Origin of the sequence: Mesorhizobium sp. M7A.F.Ca.MR.362.00.0.0, assembly GCF_004023175.1 — a bacterium.
GTDB lineage: Bacteria > Pseudomonadota > Alphaproteobacteria > Rhizobiales > Rhizobiaceae > Mesorhizobium.
In genome coordinates this window covers 1-23,054 of sequence record NZ_RZTF01000062.1, presented here as the reverse complement: position 1 = coordinate 23,054, position 23,054 = coordinate 1, and the positions used below count along the sequence as shown (strand labels likewise).

At 60.3% G+C, this 23,054-nt stretch carries 17 protein-coding genes; 3 read left to right on the top strand and 14 right to left on the bottom strand.

Annotated elements, in window-relative coordinates; translation table 11 throughout:
* The 6 genes from EOC06_RS11265 to EOC06_RS11235 form a co-directional block, all read right to left on the bottom strand.
* Nucleotides 1–783, bottom strand: a 783-nt coding sequence (locus EOC06_RS11265; RefSeq protein ID WP_164898542.1) for an ABC transporter permease, incomplete at its 3' end; no start/stop codon positions are given.
* Nucleotides 780–1,778, bottom strand: a complete 999-nt coding sequence (locus tag EOC06_RS11260; RefSeq protein ID WP_127326880.1) for an ABC transporter permease — start codon at nt 1,776–1,778, stop codon at nt 780–782. The genes EOC06_RS11265 and EOC06_RS11260, both read right to left, overlap by 4 nt.
* Nucleotides 1,779–1,780: 2 nt before the next feature.
* The gene (locus EOC06_RS11255; RefSeq protein ID WP_128307761.1) at nt 1,781–3,679 is read right to left on the bottom strand and encodes an ABC transporter substrate-binding protein; all 1,899 of its coding nucleotides are present in this window, start codon (nt 3,677–3,679) and stop codon (nt 1,781–1,783) included.
* Nucleotides 3,676–5,571, bottom strand: coding sequence for an ABC transporter ATP-binding protein (locus EOC06_RS11250; RefSeq protein ID WP_127320273.1), 1,896 nt, complete (start codon nt 5,569–5,571; stop codon nt 3,676–3,678). Before EOC06_RS11250 ends, EOC06_RS11255 begins: the two co-directional genes overlap by 4 nt.
* Before the next feature lie 157 nt (nt 5,572–5,728).
* The gene (locus EOC06_RS11245; protein ID WP_127320275.1) at nt 5,729–7,063 is read right to left on the bottom strand and encodes an adenylate/guanylate cyclase domain-containing protein; all 1,335 of its coding nucleotides are present in this window, start codon (nt 7,061–7,063) and stop codon (nt 5,729–5,731) included.
* A gap of 802 nt (nt 7,064–7,865) precedes the next feature.
* Nucleotides 7,866–9,029, bottom strand: a complete 1,164-nt coding sequence (locus tag EOC06_RS11235) for a DUF3095 domain-containing protein (RefSeq protein ID WP_245463554.1) — start codon at nt 9,027–9,029, stop codon at nt 7,866–7,868.
* Nucleotides 9,030–9,121: 92 nt separating this feature from the next.
* Between EOC06_RS11235 and EOC06_RS11230 the strand changes: the two genes are divergently transcribed.
* Complete coding sequence (locus EOC06_RS11230) at nt 9,122–10,210, top strand: glycosyltransferase family 4 protein (protein ID WP_127380478.1); 1,089 nt, start codon at nt 9,122–9,124, stop codon at nt 10,208–10,210.
* A complete protein-coding gene (locus tag EOC06_RS11225) occupies nt 10,207–10,968 on the top strand; it encodes a polysaccharide deacetylase family protein (protein WP_128307760.1) in 762 nt (253 codons plus the stop codon). The genes EOC06_RS11230 and EOC06_RS11225 overlap by 4 nt, the downstream gene beginning before the upstream one ends.
* 1 nt (nt 10,969) lies before the next feature.
* Here EOC06_RS11225 and EOC06_RS11220 read toward each other — a convergent pair whose 3' ends face one another.
* The 3 genes from EOC06_RS11220 to EOC06_RS11210 are packed head-to-tail and all read right to left on the bottom strand — an operon-like array spanning nt 10,970 to nt 15,043.
* A complete protein-coding gene (locus EOC06_RS11220; protein ID WP_127320283.1) occupies nt 10,970–11,824 on the bottom strand; it encodes an MBL fold metallo-hydrolase in 855 nt (284 codons plus the stop codon).
* Nucleotides 11,825–11,847: 23 nt separating this feature from the next.
* The gene (locus EOC06_RS11215; RefSeq protein ID WP_127292062.1) at nt 11,848–12,294 is read right to left on the bottom strand and encodes a cyclic nucleotide-binding domain-containing protein; all 447 of its coding nucleotides are present in this window, start codon (nt 12,292–12,294) and stop codon (nt 11,848–11,850) included.
* A 34-nt stretch (nt 12,295–12,328) separates the two neighbouring features.
* Nucleotides 12,329–15,043: an ABC transporter ATP-binding protein gene (locus EOC06_RS11210; RefSeq protein ID WP_128307759.1), complete on the bottom strand. Its 2,715-nt coding sequence runs from the start codon at nt 15,041–15,043 to the stop codon at nt 12,329–12,331.
* 230 nt (nt 15,044–15,273) lie between these two features.
* Between EOC06_RS11210 and EOC06_RS11205 the strand changes: the two genes are divergently transcribed.
* Nucleotides 15,274–15,948, top strand: coding sequence for a class I SAM-dependent methyltransferase (locus tag EOC06_RS11205; protein WP_164873903.1), 675 nt, complete (start codon nt 15,274–15,276; stop codon nt 15,946–15,948).
* Between the two features lie 37 nt (nt 15,949–15,985).
* On the opposite strand, the gene EOC06_RS11200 is transcribed toward EOC06_RS11205, so the two are convergent.
* From EOC06_RS11200 to EOC06_RS11180, 5 genes are all read right to left on the bottom strand, one after another.
* Nucleotides 15,986–17,137 carry a glycosyltransferase family protein gene (locus tag EOC06_RS11200; RefSeq protein ID WP_127326886.1) on the bottom strand — a complete coding sequence of 384 codons (1,152 nt, stop codon included), beginning with the start codon at nt 17,135–17,137 and terminating at the stop codon, nt 15,986–15,988.
* Entirely contained in the window at nt 17,134–18,378 is a 1,245-nt protein-coding gene (locus EOC06_RS11195; protein WP_128307758.1) for a glycosyltransferase, read from the bottom strand. Before EOC06_RS11195 ends, EOC06_RS11200 begins: the two co-directional genes overlap by 4 nt.
* Nucleotide 18,379: 1 nt before the next feature.
* A complete protein-coding gene (locus tag EOC06_RS11190) occupies nt 18,380–19,594 on the bottom strand; it encodes a glycosyltransferase family protein (RefSeq protein WP_127396319.1) in 1,215 nt (404 codons plus the stop codon).
* A 1,058-nt stretch (nt 19,595–20,652) separates the two neighbouring features.
* Nucleotides 20,653–21,753, bottom strand: a complete 1,101-nt coding sequence (locus tag EOC06_RS11185; protein ID WP_128307757.1) for a class II histone deacetylase — start codon at nt 21,751–21,753, stop codon at nt 20,653–20,655.
* Between the two features lie 10 nt (nt 21,754–21,763).
* The coding region (locus tag EOC06_RS11180) for a GMC family oxidoreductase (protein ID WP_128307756.1) at nt 21,764–23,054 on the bottom strand (1,291 nt) is incomplete at its 5' end.

Below are 23,054 nucleotides of genomic sequence, written 5' to 3'. Positions count from 1 at the left end.
GATGACGGTGATGCCGAAGGAGATCAGGATCGGACTCCAGGTTATCGGCATGATCGCCGCCAAAGCCAACCATAGCGGAATGCTGGGAATCGATTGCAGAACTTCGATTATTCGTTGAACGATCAGGTCGAAGATACCGCCGTGATAACCGGCCAGTCCGCCGATGACGATGCCGAGCAGGAAGCTGAAACTGATGCCGACGAGGCCGATTGTCAGTGAAATGCGTGCGCCATAGATCATGCGCGAGAGCACGTCGCGCCCCAGCCTGTCGGTGCCGGCCAGAAAGAGCTGGCCGTTTTCGGCAGCGCAGACAAAATGCCTGTCACCTTCGATCAGGCCCCAGAACCGGTAACTGTCGCCCTTGCAGAAGAAACGGAGCCGCTGAACATCGCCCTGGTCGTCGATGTAGTTCCGCTTGAGCGTGTCCATGTCCAGCGTCATCTGGCGGCCATAGACGAACGGCCCGACGAACTCGCCGTTGTGGAACAGGTGCACCTGCTGCGGCGGCGAATAGATATAGTCCATGTTGCGCGTGTGCAGATTGTACGGCGCCAGAAACTCGCAGATCAATATCCCGAAATAAAGCACTATCAGGAATATGCCGGATACAAGGGCAAGCCGGTGCATGCGGAATTTCCACCACATCAACCGCAACTGCGACGCCTGAAAGACCTTCGACTGCTCCGCCGTCATCGCCTCGACCGACTGCAGGTCAAAGGGCGCGCTGGAAACGTAGTGTTCTAGTGGAGCACCCGGAGCGGGGAGCGGCGAATCCGTCTTCATTTGGTGCTGCCGCCCTGCAAACGAATTCGTGGATCAAGCACCGCCAGCGCCAGGTCGGAAATCAGGACACCGATGACTGTCAGGAAGGCTAGGAACATCAGGAACGACCCCGCCAGATACATGTCCTGGCTTTGCAAGGCCTTGATCAGCATCGGCCCGGTCGTTTCCAAAGACAGCACGATCGCCGTGATTTCGGCGCCGGAGATGATGGCCGGCAGGATAGAGCCGATGTCGGAAATGAAGAAATTGAGCGCCATGCGCAGCGGATATTTGACCAGCGCCTTGAACGGATGAAGGCCTTTGGCGCGCGCGGTCACCACATATTGCTTGTGCAGCTCATCGAGCAGATTGGCGCGCAGCCGCCGGATCATGCTTGCCGTGCCGCCGGTGCCGATGATCAAGACCGGGATCCAGAGATGGGCGAGTATCGACTTCGCCTTGGCCCAGCTCATCGGCTCGCTGAGATATTGCGGGTCCATGAGATGGCCGAGGGACGTGCCGAACCAGATGTTGGCGAAATACATCAGGATCAGCGCCAGCATGAAGTTCGGAATGGCAAGGCCCAGGAGGCCGAAAAAGGTCAGGCCGTAATCGCCCCAACTGTATTGATGCGTCGCGGAGTACATGCCGATCGGAAAGGCGATGAGCCAGGTGAAGATGATCGTGACGAAGGAAACCAGCACGGTCAGCCACATTCGGTCCCCGACGACGTCGCGAACCGGCAGCTCATATTCGAAGGAATAGCCGAAATCGCCGTGCAGCATCCCGCCGACCCAGTAGAAGTAGCGAATGATCGGCGGCTTGTCGAAACCATATTCCTTGCGCATCATCTCGATGCGATCGGAATCCACCCCTTCGCCCTGCGCCCGAAGCTCGGCGACATAGCTGTCGAAATAGTCGCCGGGGGGAAGTTCGATGATCGTGAACACCAGCGCTGATATCACCAGCAGCGTTGGAACCATCACAGTAATGCGCCAGACAATATATCGAAGCACGCTCAGGACTCTCCAAGCCAGAATGTATCCGGCATGTAGACACCGAAATAGGCGGTCGGATCGTAGCCGAAGAGCGCCTTGTCAGGCAGATTGCGCAGCCGTGAGGACACCAGAATCGGCTGATGCGTTCCGTTCACGGTCCCGATCGAAAACACCTGATCGGTGTAGATCGACAGCATCGAATTCCAGATTTCGGCGCGCTCTGTCGCTTCGGTCGATGCGTTCCAGCGCTTGAGCAAAGCCATCAACTCGATCACTTCAGGAAGATCGGGCGCCTCGCCCATCTTGCCGTGAGACAAGTAGTGAGCACCCCAGAGCGGCCATTGCAGTTGATCGTCGATGGTGGGGGCCAGCTGGCTCGGGTTCATGTCGGCGGTCGGCACGCCATTGTCGATGCCCGACCACATCGACATCATGATCTGGCCGCCAAGCGCGCGGCTGCGGAAGATGTCGCGCTGCGAAGTCCGGATGAACAGGGCGATGCCGATCTTTCGCCAGTGATCGGTGATGAGTTCGAGCGCGTCGGTTTCCAGTGTGCTTTCGCCGGCGGTTTCCACGATTATCTGGGCAGAGCGTCCATCGGGAAGTATCCGCAAGCCGTCATCGTCACGTGCCAGAAGCCCGACCTCGTCGAGCAGTGCATTGGCCTGCTCGGGATCATGGGCAACCCAAGCTTTAGCGAATTCCGGCCGGTAGAGCGGGCTCTCGGACAATACGGTATCGGCGCTTTCCTGCGCCAATCCGTAGAACACGGCCATATTGATCTCGCGCCTGTCCACGGCGAGCGAAAGTGCGCGGCGCACGCGCACGTCACGCAGAAGGCCACGCCACACCTGGTCGGCGCAATTCAGATTCGGCAGCAGCGCCAGCCGAGAACCCTGTGTACGTTTCCACAGGTGCATCTTCACCGGATAGCGCTTCTCCGCGTCTTTCAGGAAGGAGTAGTCGCTGAAGTCAATTCCCATGCATTGCAGGTCGCTCTCGCCCGCACCGGCCTTGGCGGAGATGATCGCCGATGAGCTGACATTCATGATGATCCGGTCAACATAGGGCAGTTGCCGGCCGTTCTCGTCTATTCGATGAAAGAACGGGTTGCGCTCGAAGATGAATTGCTCGGCCGGCGGCTTGGTCCGGTTCTGCCAGGGGTCGAGCGTCGGCAGTTCCGGGTTCTCCGGGCGATACTGCCGCGACATGCGAATATGCAGGAGCGTCCATTTCTGGGTCCGGTTCTCCTTCATCAGGCCGGCGAGCCGGAATGAATCCTGATATTTCTTGTGGAACTGCTTGAGATAGGCGGCCGGCAGGACAAGCGATAGCGGCGAAGCGGCAGCGAGCTTGGGCAGGAAGTCTGGATTGGGCGCATCCCAGCTGTAGCGGACCGTCAACGGATCGATGATCTCGAAGCGTGGCGGCTTGCCGTCCGCCAGCAGGGCGGGGGCGAGCCCGCCTTGCGAAAGCTCGTCGTTCAGCCAGACATCTTCCCAACAATAGCGAAAATCCTCCGTCGTCAGCAGGCTGCCGTCAGACCATTTGTGCCCTTCCCGTATCTTGAAGGTGAAGACGCGATCATCCGCTACGTCGAAACGTTCGAGAATGTCGGGTTGCATGTTGAGCTTTTCGTCATAGCCGACCAGGCGAGAATACCCGTAGATCGTCATCATCCGGATATCTTTCTGGCTGCCGATGATTGTCCGCAGCGTGCCGCCATACTGCCCGGGCAGCCGGCCCATTGCAGCGAGATTCAGCGCGCGCGGACTCTTGGGCAGGCGCTCAGCGAGTGCCGGCAGCGCCTTGACCGTCAGTTGTTGCCGAAGAAATTCCGGCTCCAGATCGCCGGCGCGCGACGTCCCTGGCAGAAAGGCCGAAGCCATGAGACCAAGGACGGTGCGCCGGCTGATCAATGGCGTAACTCACTGATATCGGCCGAATGTCTCGCCAGCACGAGGTGGCCACCGCCAAGATCGAGTGGTGACAGCCTATCTTCGTCGCCCTCGTCGCGGAATTGCGGTCCCCATGCGCTGGTGTCGGAAGCTCCGCTGAGCTTCAGCGTCTTGAAATCCATCGGCCTGTCGAGATCGGGGAAAGGTACCGCGGCGACCAGGGAGCGCGTGTAGGGGTGGATTGGTTTCCTGAGCAGAATTTCGCGCGGCGCAAGCTCGACGATACGCCCGCCGCACATCACCGCGATGCGGTCTGCCATGTAGTCCACCACCGCCAGATTGTGGGATATGAACAGGTAGGTCAGGCCCAGTTCTTTTTGCAGGTCCTTCAGAAGATTCAGGATCTGCGCCTGGACAGAGACATCGAGCGCCGAAACCGGCTCGTCGCAGATCAGGAGTTCGGGCCCTAGCGCCAACGCACGCGCGATGCCGATGCGCTGACGTTGCCCGCCGGAGAAACTGTGCGGATAGCGCTTTATGAAGCGCGGATCGAGCCCGATTGCCTGCATCAGGCTCTTGACCGTGGCGAGTCGGGACGCCGCATTGCCACGTTGATGGATCTCCAGCGGCTCGCTCAAGATGTTCTCCACCGTCATGCGAGGTGAAAGCGACGAAACCGGGTCCTGGAAGACCATCTGGATTTTCGCGCGCAATATGCGCAGGGCATCTCCCTCTGCGCCCAGGACGTCGGTCGGTCCATCGCGGCCGTTGAAGATCACAGAACCGCCGCTGGGGGTGATGGCCCGCATGAGGATCTTGCTGACGGTTGTTTTGCCACAGCCGCTTTCGCCGACCAGACCCAGACACTCACCCCGCCTGATGTCGAAGCTCACGCCGTCCACGGCGCGAACAGAGGTTTGATGACCCCCGCTGAACCATCCGGACTTGCGGGTGGTGAAGGTCTTTGTCAGATCCCTCACCGAAAGCAGAATGTCCTCCGGCCCCTTCGATGCCGGCGCAGTCTGCTTGCCGAGCAGGTTCCCAACGTTCACCGGCACCTCGCGGAGCGCCTTTAGCCTTTCACCAGGCTTCAGGTCGAAATGCGGAACGGCTGCCATCAGGCCCTTCAGGTAAGGGTGGCCCGGCCGGCGGAATATCGCCTCGACAGGCCCCATTTCCATGATCTCGCCATGGTACATGACCACCACCTCGTCGGCGACATTGGCGACCACGCCAAGGTCGTGCGTGATCAGCAGCATCGCCATGTTCAGCTTGGTCTGAAGCCCGCGCAGCAAATGCAGGATTTGCGCCTGGATGGTGACGTCCAACGCCGTCGTCGGCTCGTCGGCGATCAACAAAGCAGGCCGGCAGATGAGCGCCATGGCGATCATGGCGCGTTGCCGCAATCCTCCCGAAAGTTCAAAGGGATACATGTCATAGGCGCGTTTGGGATTGGGGAAGCCGACAAGGCCGAGCATTTCCTCGGTCCGCGCCTTGCGCTCCGCCCGAGCCATAGGCGTATGAATCTGCAAGGATTCGCTGACCTGGTTGCCGATCGTGTGCAGCGGCGACAGCGATGTCATTGGCTCCTGAAAGATTTTGCCGATGCGGCTGCCTCTCAACGCCCGGATTTCGGTTCCGTCACGCTGCATCTGCAGGATATCCTGCGTCGTTCCGGGCTTTTCAGGATCGGAAAACAGGATACGGCCGCGAACATGGGCCGTATTCGGCAAAATGCCCATCACTGCCTGGCTGAGAACCGATTTTCCGGAACCGGACTCTCCCACAAGCGCGGTAACCTTGCCGGGCAGGACGCGGAGATTTGCGCGCCTGACGGCATGCAACGGTCCCCCGATTATGGCAAAAGAGATGCCAAGATCCTCGATCCGCAGCAGATCAATGCCCGAATTCATCCTCACACCAGCCCCACTCTGGCAGTCTGCCGGGCGGCAGACCCAAAAAACGAGACTAGCGTATTGCCAGCCTAGAGCAACTTGGATTCGAATCGAATTCCGCGACGGAACCGGCGACCGGGCTGCACACCAAGGCTTTCGGACCGGATCGTGTCGGTTACTGAAGCTTTCTCCGGTCGCTTGCCGACAACCGCGCGGCATCGCGATGAAGCAGCATGACCTGCTCGGCGTCCGATATCCGGTCGTGAATCGGCGCAGCGTCTTCATCGAGAGCGAGAGCACCCGACAAATCGGGTGAAAGCACCGTCAGCTTCTGCTTGCTACCCGCCAGTTCCTCCGTGCCGAGTGTCAGCCAACTGTTGTCGCCGCAATAGCTGGCGAAGTCCTTGCTGGCGAGAACGCTGTGCGGATATTTCTTGGTCAGGGTCTGGAGACGCTGGACCTCGTTTACAGCCGAGCCGAAGACAGAGAATGTCAGCCGGTCGGTAAGTCCGACGTTGCCGAACATCACATTGCCGACATGCAGGCCGATACCAAACTTAATGTCGCCCAATCCCTGCTCCTTTCTACGCAGATTGAGCTCCATCATGCGCGCGCTGGCCTTGTGCGCTGCCGCAAGAGCAGCCTGGCAGGCGATCTCGGACTGCGAGCGATGCCTTTCGCAGGGGTAGACGGCGATGAAGCCATCACCCAGAAAACTCATGATCTGCCCGCCTTTGCGATTGAAAGGCGCAGCGATGGCATCGAAAAACTGGTTCAGCGTATCGATGTAGATTTCGCGACCGGAGGTTTCGGCAAGCCTTGTCGACCCGCGCATATCGCCCATGACGAGTGCGGCCCGGATTGTGTCACCTTCGCCGCGCTTGATCTGGCCATCCAGCACACGCCTGCCGGCGTCGCCGCCAAGATAGGTGGTCATCATGTTGTCGGCGAGCTTGGTGAGCACCGCCATCTTAGTGGCGATAGCGAGATAGTTCTGGATCCGCAATAGCGCCGAAATCATGCCGTCGCTGAAGCCTGAAGCACTGTCGGTCGACCAAGACCCCATCATGCCCTGACTGGTATCGCCGTTGAAGGGATGCACGAAAGCCATGTAGTCGGTGACGCCCATACGCCCGAGGTCATCGAAAACTGGAAACTCCGACCGCACCGACGGGTCGAGCCGGCGCCGCAGGTGGTCGAGCTTGTTGCTGAGCAGATGGTAGTATGGGCTGGTCAGGAATCTGTCGGAATGAACGCCGTTCTCACTGCGGAAGCCTTCCACTTCCAGACCCTGGCCGCGAAGCCAGGTAAAGCCAAGCGCGTCATAAAGCGGATGAAGCATCGAAAAGCTCAAATGCACCCGCTTCAGCGGCAGGCCGGCAGCAGCCAGCCGTTCACAAAAGCCCTTTACCAATGTTTCCAGGTCGTTGCCCGCCAGCGCCGATTGGCTCAGCCAGTCGGCAACTTTATCCATGAGAATGGTGGAAATTTCTGCTTGCGCTGTGCTCATGCCATCTCAAACCCGTCGAAGACGAGCCATCTCCTTTGATCCGCCACACAATCGAAGTCAGTGAAGCCGGCTTCGGCGACGAAAGCCGGCGAAGAATTTCCTAAATAACTCCTTGCAGGAAGGAAGCAGGCGTAAAACAGCATCTATCACCTGGAACCCTATGTGGCGAGGCTTCCGGCGGAGTGCAATCTCGATCCTGACATCGGGCAAAGAATTCGCCGTCTCAGACACCGTCGGGCCTTCACCACTGTCTCTTGGGCACCCCGAGATGGCCAAAAAAATTGCGTGTGTCGACGATCAGAGGAGCGTGATCAGCGATCGCCTTATAGTCGATCGCGTCGTGGCCGGTTGCCACGACGACAGCATCGAATCCTTCGGGGCTTCCGGTGTTTCGTCAGCGGTGTCGGAACGCAGATTATGATGGCATCGCAGACGGCTAGTTCGACAAATCCGCAGTGGCGCGGAACCGCCCGGTCGGCAAGGGCTGTCGACGTCACTGCCTCAAGGAGGATTGGCCGTTGTTCAGGCTCTCGACCTTCCGGGTTTCGATGTCGAAGCCGGAGAACCGGGGACCCGGCGCGTGCGATCGCAACCGACAGCGGCAACCCGACATAGCCAGCCCGATCACGCTGACATGCGCGGCGCGCCTCGAAATCCGGTTAAGAAGACGGTCATATCGTGAGGCGTCCAAAAAATCTGCTTTCCCGTCAATTCGGGCAGGTTACCCGCTCCCATGGCGAGGCTCACCGGTGCCAAGAACCATGAGTGAGGGCATATTGCGGAACTCGAATTCCGCAAGCAGTCAGCAGACCTGCGCCTTCGCCTTCAGGCTTGCGGCAGCCATCGCGTAGCCGCCGGCGGCGCCATCGATGAAGTGAACGTGATCGCGCTGCAGCGGCGAGATGACGAGGCAGGTCATCAAGGCAGACTTCTGGCGGTGCAGGCCATAATTGCAGATGCCCGCTTCTTCCGCCTGCTTCAGCCGGTCTTGGATCCGATGCAGCACATCCGCGTCAACGTCGATGGTCATCTTCAAGCCGTCGTCGAACTTTCGGAAATCCGAATTGCTGGCCACCTCGCGTTTGTAGACCTTCGGATCGAAACGGCCAATCGTCCAGCCAAATCGATCGGTTGCTGCCGTAAGCGTCATCAGGAACACGATCCACAGCTTCGACCGCCACCGCCATCCTGCCGGGGCCATCGCCCGCGCCTCGACATCCAGGCCGGCGGGCAGCAGACTGTAGCCCGGGCCGTCCACCGGCACCGGGTGGCCATCGCGCTCCTGCCTGCCGGCGAGGGCGATGATGTCGGAAGCCAGAAACTGAAACCCGCGCAAGTCGCGCGACGCCCCCGGTGTGGCTATGATCGAGACGATTTCGCCATGCCGGGCCTCGATCGGGTTCCAACGGCAGGAGAGGCCGGTCAGATCCGGCCGCGCGCCGGCCGGCGCAGGATCGATGCGGTAGCGCCCCGCTTTCATCTCAGCTTCCGCCCAACTGCCGCCACCGCCGGCGAACATGGCATAGAAGGCCGCTTCGGAAGCCCGGAACCTCGCCACGCGAACGTCGAGGCCATGCGCCCTTATGTCCCCTATCGGCACGATCGCGGCGCGCAAGGTAAGGCCCAGTTCGTCCGCCACCCACCTTTGGACGGCCGCCAGCGCGTTGCGGGCGATCTCCAGCGCCGAGCCGGGAAACGCCACGAGCGCACCGTCGCCGCCGAAGACAAAGGGGAGGTCTTGCCGACCCAGCGCATTGAGCAGCGCCGAAATGACGCTTGCGCCGGCCATATTGACGGTTTTATAGCGCCCCGCCTCGATCGCCTTGGTCGAGCCGACAATGTCGGCAGTGGCCAGCGCCCAGCCATCGGGGAGGGGCCGATAGTTATCGATGTCGGCAACGCTTTCGAACTTTGCGAAGACCGGCAAAGAAGCGACAAACGGGTCGGACGCGACAGCTGTTTCCATGGCCATTAGATAGCATATTCCACGGCTTGAAGGTGAAGTCGATTACGCTTGGAAATTGACTTGCGCAGGCTTTCCGGTGATAGGGTCGCGCGATGCGAATTGCCTTCTACGCGCCGCTGAAGTCACCCAATCATCCCGTTGTTTCCGGCGACCGCCAGATGGCACGGATGCTTGTCAAAGCGCTGGAGCACGGAGGGCATAGCGTCGAACTGGCATCTGAGTTGCGCTTCTATCTACGCCAGCCGGAGTCGAAAAGTTTCGAGGCACTAAAGATCGAGGCCGCAGAGGAAGCCGTGCGGCTGACCAAGCTTTGGGATCGTGACGGCAAGCCCGATCTCTGGTTCACCTACCATCCTTATTACAAGGCGCCCGACTTGATCGGGCCGGAGCTGGCGTCGGCCTTTGCTGTCCCCTATGTGACAGCGGAAGCCTCCTATTCCAGGCGACGCGATGCCGGCTTGTGGGCCGATAGCCAAGCATTGGTGGCGCGAGCCATCGAACAGGCGGCGATGAACATCTGCTTCACCCAAAGGGATCGTCAGGGACTGGCGGATGCTATTCCCAAGGCCGCTTTCGGTATGCTTTCGCCCTTCATCGACACATCGGCATTCCGGGAAATCCCGGCACGGGGTTGTCCGACGCGCCTCATTACCGTCGCCATGATGCGCCCGGGCGACAAACTGGGCAGCTATCGCATGCTGGCGCAAGCGCTCGGCTTGATAGGTCATCTGCCCTGGACCATGTCGGTCGTCGGAGACGGCCCAGCCCGCGACGAGGTCGAAGCGCAATTCGCCGGCCTGCCCGCCGATCGTATCGAGTGGATTGGCTCGATCGAGCCAGCCGCCGTGCCGGATGTCCTTTACACCGGGGGAATCTATGTCTGGCCGGGTTATGGCGAGGCCTACGGCGTTGCCTATCTTGAAGCACAGGCCGCCGGTCTTCCGGTGGTGGCCCAGGACATCGCCGGCGTGCCGGAGGTCGTGCGGGATGGCCAGACCGGGTTTCTAACCCCGCCGGGCGATGTCGCGGCGTTCGCTTCCGCCATTGAAAGGCTTCTGGCCCGTGACGACGAAAGAACCATCATGGCCGCGGAAGCCAGGCGTTTCGTTCTCGAAGAACGTTCCCTCGGTGGCGCAGCTGCGCGTCTGGCCGGACTTATTGCGAAGGTCCCGGTCTCATGACGTCCGATCCGATCTGGCAGCCCTTGGTGGAAGAGCTGGCGCGCCTGCAACGGGCGGGCCGCAAGGCGGAGTTCTGGCTGCGCGACGACGACGCCGTGGATCCGACGCCTGCGCTTAATCGGCTGCTCGACCTCACCGGTGAATTCGCGGTTCCGGTCACTCTGGCCGTCATTCCGGCCCTGACCGACGCGAAGCTTGTCGCCCGGCTTGACGAGGCCCCGCATGCCACGGTCGCGATCCATGGCTGGGCGCACCGAAATCATGCGCCCGAGGACCAGAAAAAGCAGGAACTCGGCGCGCATCGGCCACGCGAGGCGGTGCTCGATGATCTGGCTCGCGGACTGTCGCGAGTAACCGGCCTGCACGGCGCACGTGCCGTTCCGATGCTGGTGCCGCCATGGAACAGGATCGACGCCGGCGTGGTATCCGACCTTGGATCGATAGGTTTTGCGGCCTTGTCAGTCTATGGGCCGCCGAAGCCGGCTTCATTGGCGGTCATCAACAGCAATGTGGACATCATGGATTGGCATGGCACGCGCGGCTGCCTCGATCATGGTCTATTGGTCCAGGCTATCATCGCACACTTGCAGCATGCATCCGACGGCGAGCCGATCGGCCTGCTCACCCACCATCTTGTACATGATGAATCGGCCTGGCTTTTCCTCGAACGATTGTTGACAGTCACCGCACAGGCTGAACCCTGTGCATGGCTTCCGATCAGGACATTGATCGGGCGCCGCGGGGGTAAAGGAAAATAGCTCAGCGCTTTCTGTGCGATGAGACCGGGAATTTGAGCATCTGGCCATCCCGCGCGGCAAAAGCGCCGGCAAACCTGTCCTTGGCCAGCTTCTCCATCTCGTCCAGTTGCTCGTCGGTGCGTGTCGGATCGTGGTGAAACAGCGCAAGCGCCCGTGCACCAGCAGCCTCACAGAGCTTGACGCCCTGTTGCCATGTCGAGTGCCCGTTACCGCGGCGGCGTTCCATTTCCTTCTCGGTGTAGGTGCAATCGTAAATGACGAGGTCGGCATCTTCGATCAGGTCGAGCACCGACTGATCGAGTTTGTCCGGCTCGTGCTCGGTGTCGGTGATCACCGCCACGACGCGGCCGCCCCATTCGATCCGGTAGCCTATGCAGCCTCCCGGATGGGTGAGACTGCCGGTCCGAACCACCACCCCTTCGCGCGGCCGAAGCACGTCTCCGGATACAAAATCGCGGCAGTCGAGATTTGCCTTGCAGACGTTCATTTTCACCGGAAACCACGGCGGCCGTATGAACTCATCGATAATCTGCCGGGTCGTCATGCGTCCTGCAAGATGCCCGGACCAAAGCGTAAGCTTGACGCTCGGGTCGAAGATAGGCGCAAAAGCCGGCAGCCCGATGATGTGATCGTAATGGCAATGGGTGAAAAGCAGGTCGAAATCGGTCACATCCGACGCCTGAAGCGCCCTACCGGCAGGCCGCAGGCCAGAACCTGCGTCGAACAGAAGCGTATGCTTGCCGCATCGCATCTCAATGCAGATTGTGTTGCCGCCATAGCGAGCGAATTCTGGCCCGGATACAGCAATGCTGCCGCGCACGCCCCAAAATCTGACCAGGAAAAAATCGTCGTCCATGCTACCTTTCGCTCATCATAGCTCTAGGCGCTTCGTGCGTCGATCAGATCCGCGGTCGTATGGCTTAGCCGATCGGCAAGAACCCGCAATATCTCGATGGTCATTTCCGGGAACTCCTTCATAAGCCTCAGGAAATGATCCTTGCGGATTCTCAAGGCCTCCAGATCACTTGCCGCGCTGACGGTGGCAGTGCGGGAGCTGTTGCACAATATGGCGATCTCGCCGACGATCGAATTTGGCAGCAGTTCGGCAACCTTTATCGGCCCGCTGTCGGAATCGACCAGAATATCCGCCCTGCCTGAAAGGATGACATAGGCAGCGTCTGCCTCGTCGCCCTGCCGGAAAAGAATCTGGCCGGCGCTGTAATTCACGCGATCGGATGTGAACGCGAGCAGCTTGAGCTTTGCCGGCTCAATGCCGGAGAACAAGGGAACGCGTTGCAGCATTCCAACTTCATCCTTGAGCAGCATTGTCGCAAACCTTCCTAAATTCGCGTCTGCCAGACTATGACAGAAGTTCCTTGAAGATACCGTTCTCTGCCAAAAGTGTCTCGTGTGTACCGTCTTCCACCAATTGCCCCGAGTCAAAGACGATAACGCGATCGAACATCATCGCCATTGCCGGACTCGTCACGACCCACACAATTGCCGGCGAATGGCCGTCGCGTCTGGCTTCCTCGAGCACGTTTCGCAGCACCTTGTCCTGAACGCGCTGGTCGAGCGCCGACAGCGGCCGGTTGAGAATGAGAAAATCGGGACGCTTGAGCAGAGCCCGGGCAACATCGAGCTTCTGTCGCTGTCCGCTGGTCAGCCGCCTTCCACCGGCGCCGACGTTGAAGTCCAGGCCGACATCCAGAAGCTCGGCATAAAGCCCCAGCTCGTCAAGAATGTCATAGACGATGGAGCGTATGCGGTCCGGCGCGTCGGGATGGTTGTTTCCCACACGGCCGAATAAGACATTGTCCATGACGGTGGCCGCGGCAATGTATTTGGCAGGATCATACCGTTCGATCGCGTTGTGCAGCTCGGGCGGCAGGTTCTCATAGAACCGGTTGCGTGCGGCGACGATCTTGCTCATCAACTCGTCGGTCAGCAGGCCGAAGCGGTGCCGGGGCTCGATATAGGCAAAGCTCAAGGTGATGATCATGGCGCGGTCGGCCTCCGAAACCGCCTCGTAGGGGCGGTTCTTGAGCCGCTGCAGCAAGGTCTCGTAGGCGGGGATCTCCTCGGCGCTCATGAAGGCGAGCTGCTGGAAGAACTGGTGATCTGGCGGCAGGTCGGCAAACAGCTCGATCGCCTGTTCGGCGATCTCCATGCCCATCTCGTAGAGCGTGCTGTCGAGGCCGGCCTGCTTCAGCACGGAAGCAAAGTAGGGATTGGCCGCCAGAGCCTTGTCGGCCAGTTCGGGGCCGGCGGCGGCGCCGAAAAGCAGGTTCTGGCCGATCGTCGCTTCCGTGTTGTAGGCGCCCGGCTCGAAAGGAACCACCAGTTCGCGCAGCCCTTCCTGTTCGAGCCGGGTTCGCAGCGCTGCACGCAGTTCGACGATCCGCCCGGCGAGCTTCGTGTGACGCGTGAGGTCGGCCGAAGAGCGCAAGCCAAGATCCAGAATGTCGCGCGACAGAAGAACCGCGTCGAGCACCCGGCGCACCGCTTCAAAGAGGTCGTGCGGGCCGGTAGCGCCGGCGGAAGCATAGTCGATCCAGTCGCTGTGGACGTCGAAATCCGGATTGCCCGACCGGCGCGCCTCGTCCATGTTCCAGCGCTGCTGGTCTGCCGCGGCGCCGTCATAAGTCACCGATGTCAGCGGTGCATGCTTCAACCCGTAGAGCAAGTTATCGCGCAGGCTTGCTTGGAACAGGAAAACATCCGACGAGGCGTAGGACATGCGCCGGCCGGTCACGGCTTCGGGGAGTTCAAGCAGGTCATCGGCGCCCGAAGCGACCTTTCCACTCTCTGGCCAGTTCAGACGCGCGAAGGCTTCTGCTAGCGCCTCTGCTCCGCCTGTCGGGGTGCTGACCAGCGCCACCGTCTCAGCCGGCTTGACCTGCATGGAGACACGGTTGAGGAGCATTGCACCGCCATCGTCTGCCATGGACAGACCGACCGCCGACAGCGGGTTTGTCATCGGACCGGGATCGTCGATCGCCAGTGCCGCGATTCCCGGCGCAATGATATCCTCGACGGTGAACTGTTCAACGACCTGCTGATATTTGACCTGGACATCCTGCCGATCCTGATCCCAGTCGATCAGTTCCTTCATCGGTCCGGGCAGGTCCTTGTAGGCTCCGATCACCGCCACGAGCTGACCGACATCCAGCCGGCCCCCTATGACCAGATACCCGCCGATCATGTAGAACAGAAAGGGCGTGAGCTGTGCGAGAAAATTGTTGAGGAACTTTACCATGAATTTCCATTGGTAAAGATCGAAGCGGATCTTGAAGATGAGCCCTAGCCTAGCAGCTATGTCGGCGCGCTCGTAGTTCGACGTGTCGTGGACGTGAACCGCGCCGATACCGTCGACGATTTCGCCAACCCGGCCGGAAAGCGCGCGCGCCGTCAACTGCCGTTGGCGCCCAAGCACGAGGAGCCGCCGCCGCATCCGCGGGATGAGTACGATCTGGATGATCACGATCACCATCGCTATCATTCCGAGCCAGACGTTCTGGACCATGATGAACAGCATGGCCGTCAGCGCCTGGCCGCCGAGCAGCACCGGCTGCAGGAAGGCATCGCCGATAAAGCCGCCCAGCGGCTCCACCTCATCCTTCACCATTGTCGCCACTTCGGCGGATTTCACCCGCTTGAAGTAAATCGGCGGAAACCGCAGCACACGATCGATCAGATCGAAGCGAATACGCCGCAGCATGCGTTCGCCGAGGCGGCCCTTGTAGGTGTTGATGTAGAGTTTGAACAGGCCGTTGATGACGACCAGCAAGAGGAACACAAGGCTCAGGGCAAGCAGCGTCTCCTTGCGGTCCAGCTGAAAACCGGAGAAGAACTGGACCTCGCCAATGAACGGCAGGTTATAGTGCAATTTCATGAAGGGCAGGGTCGCGCCGGGTTGCTCGAACCCCTTCCCCTGGATCGGGCCGTTGACGATCAGCTTCGGCAGGTCGAAGGACATGAAATATGGGATCATCGAAAGCAGGACGATCATCAATATCCAGATCTGCTGCTTCCGGGTGTGCGTCCAGATATAGCGGGCTAGGCTGGGTTCCATATGCGGCTGTCAGTTTGGAGGAAGCAGGCGGTGAAAGCACCTGCTGGCAAACGATGTATCGGCAATGTCTTCGCGGATGGACGCCGCTGGTCCGGACAGACGCAACCGGCCCCCTTCGTGACCGTGCAACGGCGAAACGGCTGGTGGCATAGTCTCATCCGCAAGTCGAACAGCCTTGGGTGAGGCAATATTGCGTTGTGTAGCCCGAAATCCCAACATAGAAGACGAATATGATGGATGTCACGCAAGCACGCAATGCCGGCATTGACGGGCACGAACAAGCCTTGGACCTCGCCCGGGGAATTGCCGCCTATGTCGACCACCCTCTTGTCGCCGGGCTGGCGCGGGTCATCGCCAAGTATCCGACGGCCGATATCGCCAACGCCTTCAACCACAAGCAGGTCGCCTGCAAGATGTGGGCGCTCGACAAGCTGTTCGAAAACGACGGCGGCCGGTTCGGGCGCATATGGGTTCTGGGCGGATGGTACGGCGTATTGCCGGCAATGCTTTTCAACGACGCCCGTTTCGACATTGCGGCGATCGACAGCATCGACATCGATCCTGAAGTCGGGCCGGTCGCCCGGACCCTCAACCGGGAAGCCGGCGACCGCTTCCGGGCGCTGACGGAAGATATGTACGCACTCGACTATGCGGCCGGTCGGCCCGACCTGGTGGTCAATACGAGCTGCGAACACATAGCCGACCTGGGTGCCTGGCTTGCCCTGCTTCCGCGGGGCACGAAGGTGCTACTGCAATCGAACGATTACTTCAGCGAGCCGACGCACATCAACTGCGTGGCTTCGCTTGCAGCCTTCGAAGCAATGGTGGCGCTACGGGAGATCAGGTTCTCCGGCGAACTGCCGACAAAAAAATATACCCGCTTCATGCTGATTGGAACTGTTTGAAGCGCGTTGCGCGAATCCAACCGAGATATGACCTGCGCTAGGATTTCGAGGACCAGGTTCGATGCCGCTCGCGCAGGATTTGCGCCGAGCGACGGGCGCCTTCCAGATCTAGACGATGCGCGGCTGGCGTCGGTCCCGCAAGCGCCTGTTCGATCGCTTGCGCCAGACACTCAGGCGTCAGGTCCTTTTCCATCCGCACGGTTGCAAGACCGAGCTCTTCGAGCATCAGGGCTCGAACCGTCTGTTCCGTTTCCCCGCCGGCTGCAAAGGGAACGAGCAGCGAGCGACAGCGCGCGCGCAGGACATCGCAGACAGTGTTGTAACCCGCCTGCGAGACCGACAGGCGGGCGCCGGTCAGCAAGCTGGCGAAATCCTCGCGAAACCGAAAGATGGACAGGCCCGGCGTGGCATCGCGTGTAATCGCGTCAAACTCGTCCTTCGGCAGGTTTGGGCCGGTGATCAGACACCATTTCCAGGCGTTGTCGGCATTCCGCGCCGATGCGATGGTGGACCGGACAAGGCTCTTTCCGGCGGCCCCGCCGCCAACCGACACCACAACGTCGAAACGCTCGGAGGCCGCGGGCGCTGGTGGCGCGGCAACGAGCCCCGTGTACGCAACCTCGGCCCTGATCGCTCCCGCCAGTGGAAATGTCTTGTCTAGGGTTGCGAAAGCCGGATCGCCATGGACCATGACAAGGTCAAAATGCCTGTTAACGAGATCGACCGTTTCCTCGTTTCGGCCCGGCTTGACGCGCTCCTGAAGGATATCACGGACGGACGTCACCAGCAGCGGTCTGGGCGACGCCGCGTCGATGGCCTCGATCAGCGGCAAGAGTTCGAAACGCATCTGCCGGCGCCCAAATGGAAACGCCTCGACAATGACGATATCAGGCCTGCAATCCCGGAATGCCTGCAGCAGCATCTCTGAACGCCGTTTCTTGAAATCATCGTCAATGGGCTTGCCCTGCAGGTCGACAAGACCGGAAAATCCTTCATCACCGGAGGTAACAGATGGCAGGGTTACAGATATTGCCCCCAATCCCGGAAACCCCGCGACCGGCGCTCCGCCAGTGACGATGGTTACGTCAAACCCGTCATCGACCAGAGCCGCCGCGACGCGGCTGGAGCGCGCGAGATGGCCGATGCCGAGCAGGTGCTGGACATAGAAGAAAGCGCGCAGCCGCTTCATTCGGCGGCCCGCCACTCCCGTTCGAACAGCTCCTTGAGCTGTCCAATGCTTGCCATGTGATCGAAATTGCCGCGCACGCGCGCCTCTGCGGTGTCGCCGAGGCGGGCACGCAGCACGGGATCACGGATCAGTCGCTCCAGCGCCTGTGCCAGGGCAATTGGGTTTTCCGTCGGAACCAGTAGCCCGGTTTCATCCGGCAATAAAAGCTCCGGCACGCCGGAAATATCGGTCGACACGCAGGCAAGCCGTTGGCTGGCCGCCTCCACCAGAACATTCGGCAGACCATCGCGGTCACCATTTGCGGTGATCCTGCAGGCCAGGGCGAAGATATCGGCGCGGCGGTAGTGCTCAAGCACCTCTTCCTGCGCGAGCGCGCCTTTCCAAGAGATGCGACCATCCAGTCCGAGCTTTTGCGCCAACGCCTTGAGCCGCTCCAATTCCTCGCCGCCGCCAATATGCTCGAAACGCCACGCTAAATCACCGGGCAAGAGGGCAAGGGCCTCCAGCAAGGTGTCGTAACCTTTCTTTGCAACGGCGCGCCCGACACTCAGAACGATAACCGGTTCGTCCGGCGCCGAGCCGTCATGCTGTTTTCGTGCCTCGCCGAAAATGCCGAAGCGATCAAGGTCGAGCCCATGATAGCTCAAATGCACTGACGAGTTGCCGTCGGCGAGTTTTTTCAGACGGTCGAAGCCCGTTTTCGTGCAAGTTACCGTCCAGCGCGCCGAGGAAAGCTTGCTGGCCAGATCCCAATCCGCCGAAGTCCAGATGTCCTTGGCATGGGCCGAGCAGCTCCAGGGCAGACCAAGAAGCTGGCTGGCATAGCGCGTCACCGATGCCGGCGTGTGCGCGAAATGCGCATGCAGCCATACCGCGTCTTCGGGCCATTCGGCCGCTAGCACGAGCGCTTGCCCGAAACGGCGCGCGCGATTGCGCGTAAAGTCGCGCGGCATATCGACGGCCAGCGATCCCAGTGCACGCCAGAAGCCCGGCCGCAGCAAACAAGCAGAAAGCGAGCGAACCACGCGCAGCGGCTCTTCATGCAGATATTCCGGCAGATAATGGACGGGCGCTTTGATCTCGTCATGCACGGGGTGGCGTTTTGCGTCGGTCGGCCGCCTGAGCGCAACGAGTATCAGATCGAACCCCGCACGCTCCAGTCCGAGCAGTTCCTGCGCGATGAAGGTTTCCGACAGCCGCGGATAACCCTTCAGAACCACGACGATCTTGCGATGTTGCAACTCAGTTCATGCCTTCAATAACCGAAAGGTGAGGGCCAGCCTGCCGGTCGAGCAGTTCCGCGACGATTTCGGAAATATGAGGGAGCCCTTCCAGGGTCAGATGTGGATTACTCTGGGATGGACGAGGCCGATTCGGCAGCGCCACCAGTGCATCGGCAAACCGCTGGGAGTCCTTGGCTTCCTCCGGCAAAAGCATTTCGATGAGGCCCAGTTCGGCCGCGCGCCGCGCGCGGATCAGTTGTTCCTGGCGGGGTTCGATGCGCGGCACGATGAGCGCCGGCTTGTCGAAAGAAAGTATCTCGCAATAGGTATTGTAACCGCCCATCGCCACTACCGCCTTGGCGCCGGCAATCAGGTCTTCCATGCGGTTGTCGAACTCGATAATCTTGATGTAGGGGATCGTGGCCCCCTTCTTCAGCAACTTGTTGCGCTTGCGAGCCGGCATGTAAGGCCCAAGCACGATCAGCGCCTTGTGCTGCAATTTCGGATCCTGCTGATAAGCGTCGATGACGTCGTGAATCAATTCGGCCCCGTCGCCGCCGCCACCGGTGGTAACCAGGATATAGTCGCCCTCTGGCCGGTGGCCGGGCAACTGGTTCCGCTGCAGGCTCCGTTGCAGGAAACCGACGAATCTCATTTTTGCCCTGACAGCCGGCGGCACATCCAAACCGGTCAATGGGTCGTAGAAATCCGGCGGGCCATAGGCCCAGACCTTGTCGTAGAACAGGCCTATCTTGCGCATCACATCCCTGCGCGCCCACTCTGCTTCGAGCAGATGCGGTGCATCCATCACCTCGCGCAGGCCAAGCACCAGCGTGGTGCCCCGCGTCTTGAGGTAGGACAGCGTGTCCTCAATCTCACCGCGCAGGCCGAGCGGTTCCTTGTCGACGATGAAGATATCCGGCCGGAAGGTCTCGGCTGTGTGGCGGATGATCGACTGACGCATCCTTAGCGTCTCATGCAGATCGATGTCCTTTTCCAACGAGGTGTATTCGCCGTTGCGCAACTTGATGACGCTGGGGATCTTCACGAAGTCGACACGGGCGCGGTAGTCGAAGGCGCCGGCGATAGTCGCACCCGAAATGATAAGCACCTGAAGCCCACGGAAATCCTCGACTAGCGAATGCGCAATAGTCCGGCAGCGCTGCAAGTGGCCGAGCCCGAACGTGTCGTGGCTGTACATGAGAATTCGAGCGTTTTCTGCGTGCTGGGTCATTCTTGAACGTCTCTTAAAATTCTCGCCTTGAGACCGTGAGCGCCCCCCGGCTTCGAAACCATCCCGGGTGTGAAACACATGGCCGCAATTTCAATTTATATCGCTTCTATGGAATGCCGTTCAGATATGCTTTCTGATCGCCAGTCCGGAACTAGGTGGGTTGGCGAATATCGCCGCGAGGAGTGAGCAGAGACTTCCTGTTGTATTGTGGGATGGATCGAGGAGGAAAACGATGTCAAAAAAATCGGCAGAAGTCATCCCTCTTGATTCCAATCCGGACTGCTAAAAACGATTTCCCCTATCTTGCCCATATAGCCAATTGCTTGATCGGTATACGAAAGGACAAGGTCGCTGGGCGTCGCACGGCGCATTGTTGTAGAGCTCATTCGTGCGCCATTGCACTCGCCTTAGACCAAAGGTGCTGCCCATTATTCTCTTGACGGGCGGTCTGATTGTGATTCACCGACCAGAAATTGAGCCATCTGTCGCCAAGCTAGCCGGAATTTTAGCAATAATCGAGTGGATGCCAGCGCGGTCGCGCCACACCGCCCGCAGCAGGGTGTGTGCGACACCGGTTGCTTGTCGATCGTTATGACCCATGCCAATGCCTTATTGGAGCGGTGACGGTACTTTTTTGAACGGCTTGGGCAGGCGGTCGAACGTCTTGAGGTACAAAAATCGCCCAATTGGTCCCCGATAGTTGGTGAACCCTCGAAAAGTTCTTTGCGGCGATTTCTCTCTAGAACCAAGGTGTAATTTTTTGACGGCTCTGGTGTCGGTCTCTTATGGGGCAATAGAAACATTCTAGTGTAATTTCAATTAGTTATAGGCTGTTTGAACAATCGAGTGGGAGTAGGGGTTAGCGTAGTCTGGAGTGCTCCGGCGTAGTTTCTCGCAAAAAACGACGCGCTTAAGTCTTTGTTTTCGTGCATGTCGTTGTCCCAAACCGGAACTTTTGGGCGACATGCATTAGCCTACCGTCAGCGCATGTCCGCATTTGCGAGATTGGCCGCCGGTGTGTCTTGAGATCGCCTCATTGGCTGACCGCAATCAGAATTCTAGGCGATGCCGTCCAAAAGTTCCTCCGCCCTGGAAACAGCGGCCGCCTGATGTGGCTGCAAGGGTTGGCCGGCGTAGCTTTCGAAGACCGGCAGGAACGGGTCGTCGATATGCGTCCTGATGCCGGACAACTGCTCCATCACCGCCAGGCCGCAATAGGGAACGTAGGAGGCGGAATAGCCGCCTTCGTGCGACATCATCAGGCGCCCGCCGCAGAGGTCGTCCGCTGCCTGCATCAGCATCCGCGTCATGTCGCGGTAGCTGCCGCTATGCAGCATCATGCGCCCCAGCGGATCGGCCGCCGAGGCGTCGAAGCCCGACGGCACGACGATGAGATCAGGCTTGTAGCGATTGAGCGCCGGTAGCACAACGCGTTCGAAGACGGACATGTAAACGCCGTGGCCGCAGCCGGCCGGCAGCGGTACATTGATGTTGTAGCCTTCGCCCTTGCCCTCGCCGCGTTCCTTGTGAAGACCGCTGTCATGTGGATAAAGCCCGTCCTGATGGATCGAAATGGTCAGTACCGACGGGTCCGAATAGAAGGCGGACTGGGTGCCGTTGCCGTGATGAACATCCCAGTCGACGCAGGCGACCCGCTCGAAGCCATGTTTGGCCCGGTTCTTCAGGATAGCGACCGGAACGTTGCCGAACAGGCAAAAGCCCATGCCTTGCCTGCGCTCGGCATGATGGCCGGGCGGTCGTACCAGCGCATAGCCATTGTCGACATCGCCGCTCAACACCGCATCCATCACCGCTGCCGTGCCGCCGGCGGCCAGACAGGCGATCTCGTAGCTGCCATGGCCGAAGGGGGTGAGATAGCTCGCATCGCCGCCGCGCCCATCACTAAGCAGCTTGATACGGCTGATGTAGTCGCGGTCGTGAAACAGGGCGAGGTCATCCTCGCTCACCGCGATGGAGGCGATCTTGGACAGTTTCTCGGTCAGGCCCGAAACCTCCATCAGATTGCGGAATCGGCGTTTCGTGTCGGCATTCTCCGCATGCTCGCCCGGCTCGATGGTCAGGCTCGGCTGAAAGAACTGCGCGGCATTGCCGGTCTCGTGCCAGAGATAGAGTTCGTGGAAATTCCAGCCTGTCGTCATGTTTTGTCTCCTAGCCCGCCAGGATCATTGACGCGGCGCGTTCGGCGATCATGATCGTCGGCGCGTTCGTGTTGCCCGACACCATTTTCGGAAAGACCGAGGCGTCGGCGATGTAAAGCCCGTCCAGCCCATGAACCTTCATCGACGTCGGATCGACGACGGCCATCGCATCTGAACCCATGCGGCAGGTGCTGGTCGGGTGATAGAGCGTCGTGCAGTGGCCGCGTATATAGTCGGCGATCTCGGCGTCGCTCTCGCATTCGGCGCTCGGCGTGATTTCGCCGGCGAGCATTTCGGCAAGCGGCGACTGCGCCGCGATGCGCCGGCTGATGCGGATGCCTTCGACCAGCGTGGCGGTGTCCGAGCCATCCTCGTCGCTGATGAAGTAACGTGGGTCGATCGCCGGATATTCGATCGGATTGGCCGAGCGCAGGCGAATCTCGCCGCGGCTGTCTGGCCGCTGCAGCGTGGTGTGCAGCGTGATGCCGGGTCTGGACGAAAGGAACCGAACATAGTCTCGATGCGGGCTGATGGCGCCGTAAAGCTGCAGGTCCGGCTCGATATCGGGCCGGCTCTTGACGAAGCCGCCCGCCGCCACCCAGGGTGAGGAACGCGGGCCGCTGCGCGATGTCTGCCATTCGGCGAAGTCGCGCTGCAGCGTCTCGTCGGTCCAGGCGCCGACGCCGATCTTGTCCTTGGTATAGAAGGTGATCGGAATGTTGATGTGGTCCTGCAGATCCTTGCCCACGCCCGGCAGGTCGTGCACGGGAGCAACGCCGACCTGGGCGAGTTCGTCGGCCGGCCCGATGCCCGAAAGCAGCATCAGCTGGCAACTGCCAATCGAGCCCGAGGACAGCACCACCTCGCTGTCGGCGAAAGCGGTCTCAGGTTCGCCATTGACGAGATAGCGGATGCCCTTGACCCGGCCCTTCTCGACGATCAGGCCCGTCGCCAGCACACCGGTTTTCACGGTCAGGTTGGGTCGTTCCCGCGCCGGGCGCAGATAGGCCTTGCCGGTGCCCCAGCGTTCGCCATTCTTGATGGTGAACTGGAACAGGCCGACGCCTTCCTGCTCGACGCCGTTGAAATCGCGGTTCTGCTTGTAGCCTGCGGCCTTGCAGGCCTCGATCCAGGCAAGCTCGTTGGGATCGACATGTCCGACATTGCCGATATGCAGCGGCCCGTCGGCGCCGTGCAGCGGGTCGTTGCCGAGTTCGGCATTGCTTTCACTGGCCTTGAACACCGGCAGCACGTCAGCCCACGCCCAGCCGGGGCAGCCCATCGCCGCCCAGCCATCATAG